Origin of the sequence: Bacillus sp. RB3, from assembly GCF_030164735.1 — a bacterium.
Classification (GTDB): Bacteria; Bacillota; Bacilli; order Bacillales; family Bacillaceae_G; genus Bacillus_A; species Bacillus_A cereus.
In genome coordinates this window covers 39,471-52,516 of record NZ_JASNGE010000029.1, presented here as the reverse complement: position 1 = coordinate 52,516, position 13,046 = coordinate 39,471, and the positions used below count along the sequence as shown (strand labels likewise).

The following is a 13,046-nucleotide window of genomic DNA, read 5'->3' as shown; positions in this document are numbered from 1 at the left end:
GAAACTGTCACGTACGGTTCTGAGGGGAGTTGGGGGCAGCGATGCCCCCCGCTTACCCGACTAAATAAGCTGTCCATATGGGCAGCTTATTTTATTTTTTACTTAGCGTGTTTTTTTTCCGAAATGCTGACGGTACCCCTCATAAAGAAACTGTTGAAATAGCCTGTTTGTAAATGAATTGTTGCTTTCCGTGACTAGAAACTAGCACTGAAAATTTATCAACAGCGATAATGATTCCAGGTACTCTTACTCCGTTTAGTAAAAATATCGTTACTAATCTTTTTCCCTCTATTAACTTCTTATAAAAATTTTCTTGTGTATGCATTAATAGTTTCTTCCTCTCTTTAAATGTTCTAATCTTTTTAGATCATTCTTATGGATGCAAAAAGAACGGTATAATTATAACATTTTTGATATATTAAAATTTTAGGATTTTAATATATTGTTATTCTTACGCAGAGATCCCATATAAAAATAAAAGCCCTCACAATGAAGTGAAGACCTTTGTTTATTTATCATCCACCAGTATGGCCGTGAGCATATTGTACGATTTTATCCTCGCTAAGAGCTTTTTGTGTATCAGTTACATTGCTAGCGTTAAACATAAACGTGAATACGGCTGTTAATCCAATTAAGCTAGACATTACTTTTTTCATTTTAAAGCCTCCATTTCAAAGTTTTGTTCTTCTGCTTGATGGCTAAGATAAAAATAATCGCTTGCTTTTGAACGGTTATTTTCTTGGTGGAATAAAACTGCTAATTTTTTAGCGTATTCCTGTACGTACTCATGTAGGTTTTCTCTCTCAAAATAAGAGATTCCTGTTTTAATTGTCTTCTCTAATTCGTCAGCAGAGACCTTTTGATTTAATTTTTCTAAAATTAAAAAGTGATGTTCGTATTCTTCATTCTTTAGCTCTTTACAAATCTCTAAGCCTTTCACTATAAGATTAGAAGTTTCTTTGGACTCACCGATTTTCATATGTTCCCTAGCTTTAATAAAAATTGCTTTATAATCTTTAGGGAGTTCTTGTGTTACTTCAGAGAGGTATCGTATTGCTAGTTCAGATAAATTTTGACCTGAATACATTAAACCTAAGTTATGGCGTACAAACGTGATATTCTTTTCTTCACCAGATTTTTTGAATGTATTAATAGCTGTAATGAAATGTTCTTCAGCTTCCTCAAATTGTTTTAAATGAGTACAAGCTAATCCAATTAAATTATCACATAACCCAATATTAGTTTCATATCCTGCATGCTTTTTAAAGATATCCTTTGCTTTGGTAGCTTCTTTAATTGCAGCAAGCGGTTTATAAATATGATAATGGAAAGTTGATAATTTAAAATAGAATTCAGCATGCTCAATTTCATCGGAAATGTGTTTTAAGAGTAATTCAGCTTGATTATAATGTTCTTTTGCACATGTGAAATCACCTGTAATATTTGAATGAATAGCTTTAAAGAAGTGGTAGTAGTATTGTAGAAACTGATCTGCAGGTACACCTAATGAATCTACTTTATCAAAACTATCTTTTCCAATACTTAAACTATCAAGCATATATTGATGACGAAAGTCTAAAAGAGCATAGTATAAAAGTAGGTTTTGATCTTCTTCGATGTTATGTATTTTTTGATCAATCTCAAGTTTTAAATTATGTGCCTTTCCTACATGTCTGGCACGTATCTCTATATACCAGTCATTTAACATTTTGGTAACTTGCTCGTTCCCCTTTACTGAAACAATCATTATATATTCCTCCATCCTATAGAAGTATGCTAATGTTATATATTACCATTGTAACAACCCCCTTTGTATTTAACTATTTTATTTTTATTTTTCAATAAAATTCAGAAAAAACAGTTAATTAAAGCGTCCTACTGTCCAGAGATAATAAAGTTGATTAATTTACAATAAATTCGTTTAAAACATAATAAAGTTATTTAAAAAATGCTGGTCATGTTTTTCAACAATTGAGCCATTTAATTGAATAAGACTACACAAAAAGTCGCTTTTCCTTACGTAAGGAAAGTGACTTTTTAGCTTGATTTCCCCTTGTTATCAAGCTATTTATTTTAAGTTCCTTTGACTAATTTTGAAAATGTTGTTGACTATTCAGTTGAACTGTATTACGTTATTATTAAGTTGAACTATATAGTCGAACTGAATAAAGGGTGAGGATATGAAACATAAATTATTACCGTTGTCTGAAACAATGCATTATATTTTATTAGCTATGCGTGAGCCACTCCATGGCTATGCCGTAATGCAGAAGATAGAAAAGATAAGTAAAGGTACTGTCATTTTAGCAGCTGGTACATTATACGGTGCGATTGAAAACTTGAATAAGCATGGTTGGATTGAACCTGTTGGAGAGTTGGGTCGAAGAAAAGTTTATATGATAACTGCAGAAGGAAGCGCCATTTTGAAAATGGAACAAAACAGGTTATTACATATTTTATCTCTGTACGAAAGAAGTGAATCTAATGAAGAAATTTAAGATATTTTTTGATATTGGAAAAGAGGAGCAATGGCTGAACGAGCAATTACAAAAGGGCTATCGTTGTACAAATATTAGTGGACTAGGAATATACACTTTCGAAAAAACCGACAAGAGATATGTGATGCGACTGGATTATCAAGATTACTTGTCAAAGAAAAAGTTTAAAGATTACAGAGGGATATATGAAGATTTCGGTTGGAACTATATAAAGGGGCCCTGGCTTAGTGGAACTCGATATTGGCAAAAAGATGATGATGATCAAAATGAAATCTTCTCGGATCGCCAATCAAAGAGCAATTATTATAAAAGATTGATGGGTTATTCATCTGGTATTGGTATACTGTTATTGCCTTATTTTCATATGCTTTACAAGAATTCAGGTTTATATTTAACTGAAGGTCTTTGGAGTATGAAAGGTGCATTGTTTTGGAAAGCATTATTATTTGAAACTCCATTTATCCTTTTGAGGTTGCTTCCAGCCCTTATGCTTGTTTTCATTGGTATCAGCTTCTATAAAACTTATCAAAAGTATTCAATGTTAAAAGAAAAATAAACGTTTTTTAAATTTTCCAGGATCGCGCGCTATTATTGAATAAACCTTAGATTTCCAAACGACTTTATTGTTATATTTTTGAGTACAGTGAAGTATCTGATATCGAAAATTAAATAACTATATTTTAACCCCGTCCTAAATTTAGTACGGGGTTATGCTTGTTTTAGGTATTAAAGTTAAATAACTTTATTGTCTTTATACACCTACTTATATTTGAATCATAACTCTTGTTTTAGTAATTCACGCAAACGTGATATAGTTGAAGTGAGTCGGATTGTATCACGTTTGCGTGAAAGGGGAATGGATTAATATGAAAGCGGAACGGATTTTTGAAGGTACTAGTGCAGATGGTATATGGAATAAGGCTATATTCAAAGTTAAAGAAGGTAGCTACTATTATATATCTGAGAATAGTACGATTGAGGTAACTGACAATGAGTATCTAAACGTAGAAGTGTTAGAAGAAGTCCATCAGGGAGAGGATCATAATTTGTTTGCGGTAAAAGGAGACGAAAGAGACATGCTGCAGCAGTTAGAGATGGATGGATTTAATTTTGAAGATGTTGATTGGGGAGACCTCAATCTATTGAATAACGAAATTATGAGTAGTACGGATGCAATAGAAGAGTGGGGAATTGAATCATCAACATTACGTAAAAGGATAAATGATTTCCCAAAAGGCTCAATCCGTAAAATTGGCACGACATATGCTGTGACTCGATTTGGAATGCGCTGTGTTTTCGGTTCAAATAAGAAATAAGTAAAAATAAAGTAGGGGAGGTAGCGTCCAATGAAGAATCACACAAGGAATCCTAAGGGACAATTACTACAAACTAATAAGAAATGGTCTCACCTAAAGCAAAAACAGCGTGAAAACATATCAACTTGGCTAAGAGAAGCTTATATAGAGAGAAGATTAAGGTTCATAACCGTAGATTAAAACCGAGAGAACATGAGAATGTTTTAGAAAGTGTTATGAGTAAAATCTATGATTGTGAAATTTGGATTCCGGATTACGAAGTCGAAAAGTATTACAAAGGAAAAATAAATAAATGGTATAACAAACACATTTCATTGGAAGAAAAAAATGATAGGGATTCTTATAATTAGTTGTAGAGGTGTATGCAGCTGTGATGAGCTTTATTAAAGAAGGAAGTACTTTGTTATAAAGTAGCACCAACAAAACGCGAATTTCTTACGTTATCAAGACCTAAATTTAAAGAAATCTAAAAACGCATATCGGACAAAGTGCACTATATAATGCGGTTAAAGGAGCAAATAAAAAAACAAGATAAATATTAGAGGAGAAAAAAATGAGAATACTAAATTGTTCAAGTGTTGAAACCACAACAAAGTCACTTTCTACATTGCTTAAAACTAAGGAAGAGATTTTAAATTCATTTATAGATAGCAACAAATATCGAATAACTAATAATGATGGCCTATGGAATTACAATGATCTTACTATTGAAGATATACTAACTTATTTTGATTTAAATGAAAATGAAATTATTCCTGATAAATTAGTGATGTTTCATTTAACCTCTGCTCTGGATGATAATAGTTTTCGAGAAAAAGGGATATTAAATTTAGAATCAGTTATTAAAGATGACATTTTTTCTGGTTTTTTAGAAGAATGCGGAATAAAAGTATGCTATCAGGATGATTCTCCTCCTTTACTTGAATTTAAAGGAAAAGAATATAAGGAAGAACTACTGTTCCACCGCTTTAAAAATGATAAATGCATAAATGGTTTTTTGATAAATGAAGATGCTGAGAATAATAATAATGTAAGTCATATTCGAGAATGTCCTGAGTTTATATGGGATATAGGTAAGCTAATTAAAATGCCAGAGATAGTTTATAAATGGAAAGAAAAGGCTAAACCATTAAAACTATCACTACTTGTAAACTATGGAGATATTAACTCTTTTGAACCAACAAGCCATGTTCTAAAGGCAATTGAGTACATTCTATTCAAGCGAACGGGTTACTGGGGACCAGATGAAAACTATATGGTTTTTCTGAAAGAAGACATCTGTATTTCCCCTGAAAAAATCCTCAAAATAGAGAAAGTTAACTATATTTGATAATTAAATTGGATCTAATTTGTATCTTATTATTTTTTACAAGAACCGAAAATGGTCGTTTCAGGAACTTTATTTATATCTTAGGAAGAATATCTTATCTAGTGAGGTTGAATAATTTTCAGACAATTTGTTTGGATGAGATAAAAAGTGAAGAGATTTTATTAGGTACTTTGATGAAGAGGAGGAAGCTATAACAATGTAGCTTCCTCTAAATAATTGCACAAAATGTTGATTTTGTGCAATTATTAGTATTTTCATTCAAATTGTCTTCTTTTCAAGCGATCAACAGCCTCACGTTTCTTCTCATTATTAATATTTGTATAGATACTAGTAACTTCCACAGATGTATGACCAAGTTGATCTCGGAGTAATACAAGATCTTTGTTTTCCTTATAATGATTGTAGCATATGTGTGTCGTAGTTTATGAGGGCTACGCTTCTCATCAAATGCACTTGAATATTTGTCACATAACTTCTGTATAGCTCTAACAGTTAACTGCGTATATTTCCCTTTATAATTTGTTGCGAAAAGTAAGTCTTCATCTTGAGGGCAGTTATATTTACTAGGACGGACCTTTATATATTCTTGAACATCGTCTAAGCAAGAGCGAGTGGCTAATATAGAAGATCTTTTATTACCTTTACGAGTCACTTTTATGGTACCCTGACGGAAGTTTATACTAGAGATAGTAAGACTAGCTACCTCAGAAACTCGAAGCCCAGTGCCTAAAATGAGGCTTATAATGGCTATATCTCTTCCTTTATCACACTGAAAAAAACTATACTTTCGTTGTGATATGCCTTTCAACATTTCTCCGTAATCATTCGCTAAAAATTTTAAAAAATACCATCTTACTTGGTACTCGTTTAACAGTCTAAATAGATATAATAAAAAAGAGAATAAGTGCAGTAAAAATATGACTAAATATAAATAAAAAACTTTCGTTTGCAATAGAATCGGATGATCTAGAATTGTGACGAATTAATCTTTTTATTATTAAACCATTTACCATAGAAACTAAAATATGTAGAAGTAATAGTGTAACAAATTGCAGCCTATTATAATCAATTGATGTTGCAGTAATAATAGCAGGTTTTATAGCGATGAAATAAATTGTTAAATATATAAAAAACTTAAAGTACAATATAATAAAAAATTTAACAAGTTTCTGTACAGATAACGTCTCCTCTTTACTGAAATACTCATGATAACTTCCTGCCTCTCATAGAAGTATCCTAATCCTATTTATTACCATCATAGCAAACTAGCAACATTATTTGATTAATTTTAACTTATTTTTAAAAAAATCAATCAATTGTGAATTTCTTTATGAGGCCACACATCCATTAAGAAAAGTCTATATAATTCTATTAACTATATTTAATTTGAATTACAGAATATTAAAATATTATTTTATCAAATTTAAATAACTAACATTATTTGTAAAATGTGTTAAGTTTGTTTTGTGAACAGAAAAAATTATTAAGGGGGATTTTTATTATGTAGAAAATGTTAGTTATTCCAGCAATCAATTTAGCTTTAACAGGTATGGGAGGAAGCATATCATTTGCATGTAGCAGGAATGTAAGCGTTAACAATCAGAAGTAGTATTTTTAATAAAAATAGGTAGAGAAAGGAATTTTAGTATGAAAGTATTTAAAAAGTTGGTCCCAACAGTATTATCCCTATTCATAATTTCTAGTTCTTATAGTGTTGCTCAGGCAGAAACTGATTCTTTCGAGGATAATAAAGGTAAAAATACCAATTTTAGTGTTTTAACTGAAGTTCAAAACAACCGATCTAGTAAATCTCTTCTGAGATCATCTTATGATTTAGACAATGTTATTTCCTACCCAAAAGATTACACTAATGTATCAAGATCTTTAGAGTTTGAGGATAATACGAAATGGCCCCTATTTGTTAGTAATAGTCCTGAAATGTTTAATCGTCAGGGTATTTTAGCTTATAGTACGGAAGTAAATCGGACTGGTAAGTTTCGTGTTTATTGGGCACACCAAAACTATAATGATTCAGAAAATTACGTCGGTTTCTATATCAAGAATACGTCTGGGAAAAAGATAAATGTCAACTTCAAAAAACGTGCTCACGTAGAAAGTCGTGATGGTGCCAAATTAGGACAAGAAGTCCTCCAAAAATATTTAGAGTCTAGCCACAAGACTTATAAGTATGCGACATTATCAAAAAATCAATCAACGTATGTTGGGTTTCCGGTAGCAAAAAGATATTATGGCTCGGGTATGTATGATATTACGATTACTGACGAAAATGATGATTATGTAACAGGTGGAATTGAACTAAAGACTTATGCGACCTATGATGGCAAAGGAGATCCAAGTCGTGTGATTAAAGAGAATACAGTGCTGAAAGACGATGGACATCAAATAAGAGGGCTATTTCCTACTGCTATAAAGTCATTCAAATGGAGAGCATATGCAGGTGAGCAAATTAGCTTTAGCCCTAGTTATACACACGTTAAAAACAATAACTTAAATTCACCTTGGAAGATTCCTGACAATGATATCTCTAAAGGTATAGATGAAGCATCTAATAATAAAACGGTATATAACTACGGAAATTATGGTATGACTTATGAAATTGGAATAAAACCAAGAGAAGATGTCCAAATTGTATTTGCTCCTAATCTTTCTGAGGATCAACGTACAACGCGAAAAGAACATTATTTGGCTTTAGACGCTGACGATAGAGGTGTTTTAATAAATACAGTTAGAGAAGATGATGGCTGGGTTGTATTAAATGCTAAAAGTGATAAAAGTTATTATCTAACTACTTCTCTACCGGGATACCATTGGGCACCTTTACGTATAGCAGCTATTCCTAAATAAAATAAAAAAGGAATTTAGGCGATATTTAGTAATTTTGGTTCTGCTGCAAAGTTTTCTACATGAAGCTACACTCTCGAAAACAGGATTTAGGAGCATCAGACATGAGATATTTTAAAGGAAGAAATATAATATAAATAAAGGCGTTTACTTAACGTCCTTATTTCGTGTTAATTTTATATAAAGTAATAACGTTATTAGAAATGAGATTTGGGGACTAAACGAAAAAATCTGAAGTTATTGGAGCTTCTAGCACTATGACACCACTTATTCTAAGTGTGATAAAGATAATTATAAAACCTGAAGATGAATCCTTTTAAAAAGGATTCATCTTCAGGTTTTTTTCATCTTTCTAGCTTGAGTAAAAGGGGGATCATGAGTTTTTTAGTGTATCCATGGCTGGAATACACTATAGATTGATTTACCCTATGTGCATTTAAACCTATTTCCATTCTATACAAATAACTTCTTTATATATTTATATACAAATTTTATTAACTGAAAGGTGCTTTGTAAATACAAATTTACGGAAATACTAATATCAAAACCTTTGAAATATAAACCCTTAATATACATTTTTATAAGTATTTTAGTAATTGAATAATTTCATTTTTAAACTCTGGACTTGCTAATTTCAATAATTTAGGGACCTCTCTAAAATGTTTTACAAGGGCTCTATTGATTTTATTAGAGTAATTTTTTTGGTTACCTGTGAGCAGGTCTACAATGTCGTTTTTTAATGAAGTACTCACTTTTCCCCATAAAAATTCTGATTCTGCCTTGTGTTTATCAATAAATATTTTCACCTGATTAATAAAAGGATCATTTTTATGCTGAATAGCATCTTGTAACTGTGTAATTGTCATCACTTCTGCTTGAAGAGATTGGTTCATAGGAGCTGGATTAGCATTCTCGGCAGCACTTACACTTGTTGCGAAAACTCCAATACCACTACATCCAATCATACTGGCCAACGCGATTCCTGTACATTGTTTTACAAATGATTTTGGTTTTCTTGCTTTCATAATAAATCTGCCTCCTATTTTAATAATTCGCCTTACAGGTAAATGTTACCATATAAATTAATAGCTTGCGCATCTCGAATGTTACAATACAGTTAAATATGAGAATTTTATAATAAATTATTATAACTTCAATTGGAAACGTTGGTTTTTGTAAAAAGACACGAGAGTGGGTACTTTATAAATAGAAATAAAAATATGAATATACTAAGCATCAGTTCGAAAAACGACTAACCATTAACATTTGGGATGATGTTCTGTCTGAAAAAGTTATTAATAAAATAAAAGTAACACTTTCTTGTCTAAAAATTATCTATTTTCATGTCTTTGTACAAAAATAACGTTATTGTAAAAAAGGGAGGAAATACCTCAAACTATCAATTTTACATTAAATTCGAGTTTAACGTAACCAACAATTGTAGGAATCTAAAATTTTCATTTATATCCATCAAGAGAGAGTATTTATATACCAATTATAGAAGGATTCAAATTATGTATTTTTTACATAATAAAATCAAATTTAAAGCGAATAATAAATAGCGTTTAAATCTCAACTTAAGTATGTAAAAAGATAAAAGTTCAACAATGTAAAATTGCTGAACTTTTATTCCTTATTCTTTCCTATTCTGCCTAAACTATCTTTAATAGTTGTTTCCCCAAGTTGTGTATATAGCAAAGCTGTATCTTGACTCGTATGCCCAAGTTGCTGCATCACTTGTAACGAGTCTTTTTCTTCCATATATAATTTATTTGCCAATGTATGTCTTAATTTATGAGGAGACATTCTTTTACCGTAGGCCTTAGTATATTTTTCTACGATATCTTGGATAGCCCTAACCGAAAGAGGCTGTGCAGTATGTTTATACTTCGATAAAAACACATTTTTTAATTCTTTCCCTGGAGCATATTTGTTATCTCGAATTTCCATATATTTTTCTAGATCATTTAATGCAATTGGGGTAATCCATACAGAATCTTCTTTGTTCCCTTTTCGGATTACATCAATGAGTCTTTCTTTTAAGTTTATATCTTCCATACGAAGATCCGCCAATTCACTTACACGAATGCCACTGCCAAGAAAAAGGGAGAGGATTGCTACGTCGCGATCTTTATCTCTTAGGAAATAGAACAACTGATGTTTTGTTAAAGATTTTTCGTGCTCATACTTAACGTAATTTAAAAACTCTTGATCATCATTATTATGAAATATTTTAGATCTCATACGTTTTGCACGGGCATTTAATGTTTCTTTATCTTTATGTATTTCAATTTTAGCCATTACATTTCTATAAAAATAACATTCTCCATCTTCGTTCTCTGATAGGGAGGTAAGGTATTTAAATAAAGATTTTAAGGCTGAAATTTTCCTGTTAACAGAAGAATTCTGCATGTTCTGTTGTAGTTTTAGAAATCTCATAAAGTTTTCAACATCTTTTTTCTTTAAATTCTCCAAATCAGCGAAGGATATGTCTTTAATGGGTTTTAATTCAATAACTTGTTCAGATAATAGCCAATTAAAGAAGACTCTAAAATCATATACATAATTGAGTAGGGTGGAGGGAGAGGCATCATGCAATTCTTTGTACTCCACAAATTCTTCTATGTAAAAGGGCATTTCATTTAGATTTTCATATAATTTTTTACGATGTACGGATTTTTGACGTTGCTTGCTGTAGTCCATAAAAATCACCTCATATATAATATAACAGAAAACGGAAGCGAACACAAGTTCGCGTTAAATTCAATTTTTACACAAACTTATTTACATAATTAAATTATGGAATACTAAAATATGCTCAAAACTGAATGGTATGTGTAGTTAGTCAAATGAAAATTATAGCTAATTAAGTGATAAATTTGTATAAAACGATAAAAATTAGTGTAAAAACTACATATAAATGTATGTAAAATAAAACAATTTTTATATATAAATTCATACAAATAATCAATATATGAAAACAGTTTAAAATTCGTTATCTAACATGAATTGGCTAATTTAAGCATGATTATGAGGGGTTAATTAGATGAACTTAAGAAAAAATCTTATAAATTAAAATGTAATTTACTATAAAAAATATTAATGACTAACTTAGCATTTAATGATTTCTATATAAAGCATGAATTATATAGGCACATACAAATATAAAGAGATTCATGCTAACGAGCTTAAAATCCCTAAATACTGTATTAGATTTTTATTTAACTATCTTATTGTTCGTAAAATTGGTATTTCGTGCGAAGTTGTTAATGATTATTTTTTCACGCTTTTATAAAGGCATCATATACCCTACCTTTCATCAGTATAAATATCTTTTAGTTTCTGGTACGTTCAGCTATACATATTAATATTATAAACGATTGCTTATAGAACATATCTAATATATAACATTTTAATGCGAAACAGTTTACTTTAACTCCTTAAGACTAAATAGATGGTGTATTTTACAAAATTTAATTGTTGTGATGTCGAAATAGAGCATTTCCTTTAATTCTTTTCATTATAGCCGGTTTAGCTAAGCATTCTGCTAAATATTATTTAAATGCAAATTTCAAAATGTAACTACTAAATTTCTCTTTCCGTCTCAATGATATAAGTATTTTTTTCGTTTTGAGATTTATTCACTTGTTTTTTATAAATCCCTATTAGATATGTTATGTAAACAGCTATATAAAGTGATTTATTGTAAATCCCTTTATATAGCTGTTTTTCAAGTCACATTCCCCCCCTACTTTACCAATCGGTGTAACCACATTCTGTGTACTTTCTGCTTCATGTAAGTGCAAACCCGTACATCAGCATTCGCATTCATCATGATAATACGATGAAGATTTAATTTCTCAAATCCAAATGTAATCAGCAACCTTGCTACTCCCGTTGCAACTCCCTTTCCCCAATAATCTGGATTTATGTTATACCTTATTTCTCCCTCCCTATTAGTAAAATCTCGAATCATAATCGCACCTGCCCCTACCACTCTTTCGTACTCCAATTCAACCAATGCAAAAGAAAATCGACTTCTCTGGACCTTACTTGCATCTTGAAGAACTTGGTTTACAAATTCTTTTGTTTCCGTTTCCGAATTATGGCACCATGCTTGGTATCGGTACACAATGGACTGCGATGTGTATATATGTATATCCTTCCAATCATTTTCTTCGATTTCTCGTAGTTTGAATCTATTATGTATTATGTTATGAACCATCCAATTCCTTCCATTAACTTAGCTTAATTACAACATGAAAAAATCTTAAATCCACTGATACTATTTATCTAGTAAAAGAGAATCAGTACATATAACCTTTGTACTTTTCTTCAAACATCTTACTCGAAATTGATCCTACATATTCGAATGTTCCATACCAGAAAATAAGTTCTTGTAGAGATTTGTCAAACACTGTACACTGAATATGTGCCGTCTTTGCCCTTCTCTTTTTAGAGGAGGTGACAATAGAACGTGGAGAATACTAGAACCACCCGTAAACGTTCAGAGAGAGAAAAGAAACGTAAGCGTCTTTTTTCTTTTGGCACAATCGTTACAGCATTCAGTTTCCTTAGAAATATACATTACTATTTCACCAAAAGTGAAATAGGTAAGGGTATAACTGAATATGTAAGACATCTTCTTAAATAAAAAAGTGCCGCTATAAGTAGCGACACTAAGACCAGTTTGTAGTTATGATTGGGTTCCAAGGTGAAGTACTGACCATACTTTCATTGCACACGACCAATGCAGTATCATTTTGAAGTGCAAAGACGTTGAAACCCAGATTACTACTCTATATAGTATTGCGACATGCAGTGCTTTTATTCCTGTCTGCGTACGAAAAAAGCCTTGGTGACCAAACCAAGACTTTTCAAGAAGCTTACGACCTATCAATAGAACGAGAATCAGAACCACCCGACTTCTTGTTCGTTATAATCTAGCTTACACCCTTATTGTACTATACGTTTTTTATATTTTCAACAGTCTGCATTCCTTTCACGCAATATTCATACTTCTAATACTGAAAGTTACCT

Annotated in this window: 11 protein-coding genes and 3 pseudogenes; 6 read left to right on the top strand and 8 right to left on the bottom strand. The window is 31.1% G+C overall.

Annotation, left to right across the window (positions count from 1 at the left end):
• Positions 1 to 139: 139 nt before the first annotated feature.
• From hfq to QO049_RS25045, 3 genes are all read right to left on the bottom strand, one after another.
• Positions 140 to 325, bottom strand: a complete 186-nt coding sequence (hfq, locus tag QO049_RS25055) for an RNA chaperone Hfq (RefSeq protein ID WP_000557411.1) — start codon at positions 323 to 325, stop codon at positions 140 to 142.
• Positions 326 to 515: 190 nt separating this feature from the next.
• Entirely contained in the window at positions 516 to 656 is a 141-nt protein-coding gene (locus QO049_RS25050) for a hypothetical protein (protein WP_000757474.1), read from the bottom strand.
• The gene (locus tag QO049_RS25045; RefSeq protein ID WP_246963616.1) at positions 653 to 1,747 is read right to left on the bottom strand and encodes a Rap family tetratricopeptide repeat protein; all 1,095 of its coding nucleotides are present in this window, start codon (positions 1,745 to 1,747) and stop codon (positions 653 to 655) included. The genes QO049_RS25050 and QO049_RS25045 overlap by 4 nt, the downstream gene beginning before the upstream one ends.
• A gap of 433 nt (positions 1,748 to 2,180) precedes the next feature.
• Here QO049_RS25045 and QO049_RS25040 point away from each other — a divergent pair, with 433 nt between their 5' ends.
• The 5 genes and pseudogenes from QO049_RS25040 (at position 2,181) to QO049_RS25020 (ending at position 5,144) form a co-directional block, all read left to right on the top strand.
• Positions 2,181 to 2,498, top strand: coding sequence for a PadR family transcriptional regulator (locus tag QO049_RS25040; RefSeq protein ID WP_000681016.1), 318 nt, complete (start codon positions 2,181 to 2,183; stop codon positions 2,496 to 2,498).
• A complete protein-coding gene (locus QO049_RS25035; protein WP_284489576.1) occupies positions 2,485 to 3,054 on the top strand; it encodes a DUF2812 domain-containing protein in 570 nt (189 codons plus the stop codon). Before QO049_RS25040 ends, QO049_RS25035 begins: the two co-directional genes overlap by 14 nt.
• A 310-nt stretch (positions 3,055 to 3,364) precedes the next feature.
• Positions 3,365 to 3,814 (top strand): helix-turn-helix domain-containing protein, encoded by a 450-nt coding sequence (locus tag QO049_RS25030; protein WP_284489575.1) that lies wholly within the window; start codon positions 3,365 to 3,367, stop codon positions 3,812 to 3,814.
• Positions 3,815 to 3,844: 30 nt separating this feature from the next.
• A pseudogene (locus QO049_RS25025) lies at positions 3,845 to 4,164 on the top strand (transposase).
• 203 nt (positions 4,165 to 4,367) lie between these two features.
• On the top strand, positions 4,368 to 5,144 hold the full coding sequence (locus tag QO049_RS25020) for a hypothetical protein (RefSeq protein ID WP_098330007.1): 777 nt from the start codon (positions 4,368 to 4,370) through the stop codon (positions 5,142 to 5,144).
• Positions 5,145 to 5,398: 254 nt separating this feature from the next.
• Here QO049_RS25020 and QO049_RS25015 read toward each other — a convergent pair.
• Positions 5,399 to 5,988, bottom strand: a pseudogene (locus QO049_RS25015) (tyrosine-type recombinase/integrase); the annotation flags it as partial.
• A 31-nt stretch (positions 5,989 to 6,019) separates the two neighbouring features.
• Positions 6,020 to 6,321 (bottom strand): annotated as a pseudogene (locus QO049_RS30800) (hypothetical protein).
• A 470-nt stretch (positions 6,322 to 6,791) separates the two neighbouring features.
• On the opposite strand from QO049_RS30800, the gene QO049_RS25010 reads away from it, so the two are divergent.
• A complete protein-coding gene (locus tag QO049_RS25010; RefSeq protein ID WP_284489574.1) occupies positions 6,792 to 8,009 on the top strand; it encodes a hypothetical protein in 1,218 nt (405 codons plus the stop codon).
• 575 nt (positions 8,010 to 8,584) lie between these two features.
• On the opposite strand, the gene QO049_RS25005 is transcribed toward QO049_RS25010, so the two are convergent.
• The 3 genes from QO049_RS25005 to QO049_RS24995 all read right to left on the bottom strand — a co-directional run bounded on the left by QO049_RS25005 (position 8,585) and on the right by QO049_RS24995 (position 12,231).
• Positions 8,585 to 9,031 (bottom strand): hypothetical protein, encoded by a 447-nt coding sequence (locus QO049_RS25005; RefSeq protein ID WP_088045666.1) that lies wholly within the window; start codon positions 9,029 to 9,031, stop codon positions 8,585 to 8,587.
• A gap of 601 nt (positions 9,032 to 9,632) precedes the next feature.
• Positions 9,633 to 10,709, bottom strand: coding sequence for a tyrosine recombinase XerS (gene xerS / locus QO049_RS25000; protein ID WP_000386619.1), 1,077 nt, complete (start codon positions 10,707 to 10,709; stop codon positions 9,633 to 9,635).
• A 1,045-nt stretch (positions 10,710 to 11,754) separates the two neighbouring features.
• Positions 11,755 to 12,231: a GNAT family N-acetyltransferase gene (locus tag QO049_RS24995; protein WP_284489573.1), complete on the bottom strand. Its 477-nt coding sequence runs from the start codon at positions 12,229 to 12,231 to the stop codon at positions 11,755 to 11,757.
• Between the last annotated feature and the right edge of the window lie 815 nt (positions 12,232 to 13,046).

Coding starts and splice junctions, on each gene's coding strand:
- hfq (WP_000557411.1), bottom strand. CDS start 325: ATGCATACACAAGAAAATTTTTATAAGAAGTTAATAGAGGGAAAAAGA.
- QO049_RS25050 (WP_000757474.1), bottom strand. CDS start 656: ATGAAAAAAGTAATGTCTAGCTTAATTGGATTAACAGCCGTATTCACG.
- QO049_RS25045 (WP_246963616.1), bottom strand. CDS start 1,747: ATGATTGTTTCAGTAAAGGGGAACGAGCAAGTTACCAAAATGTTAAAT.
- QO049_RS25040 (WP_000681016.1), top strand. CDS start 2,181: ATGAAACATAAATTATTACCGTTGTCTGAAACAATGCATTATATTTTA.
- QO049_RS25035 (WP_284489576.1), top strand. CDS start 2,485: ATGAAGAAATTTAAGATATTTTTTGATATTGGAAAAGAGGAGCAATGG.
- QO049_RS25030 (WP_284489575.1), top strand. CDS start 3,365: ATGAAAGCGGAACGGATTTTTGAAGGTACTAGTGCAGATGGTATATGG.
- QO049_RS25020 (WP_098330007.1), top strand. CDS start 4,368: ATGAGAATACTAAATTGTTCAAGTGTTGAAACCACAACAAAGTCACTT.
- QO049_RS25010 (WP_284489574.1), top strand. CDS start 6,792: ATGAAAGTATTTAAAAAGTTGGTCCCAACAGTATTATCCCTATTCATA.
- QO049_RS25005 (WP_088045666.1), bottom strand. CDS start 9,031: ATGAAAGCAAGAAAACCAAAATCATTTGTAAAACAATGTACAGGAATC.
- xerS (WP_000386619.1), bottom strand. CDS start 10,709: ATGGACTACAGCAAGCAACGTCAAAAATCCGTACATCGTAAAAAATTA.
- QO049_RS24995 (WP_284489573.1), bottom strand. CDS start 12,231: ATGGTTCATAACATAATACATAATAGATTCAAACTACGAGAAATCGAA.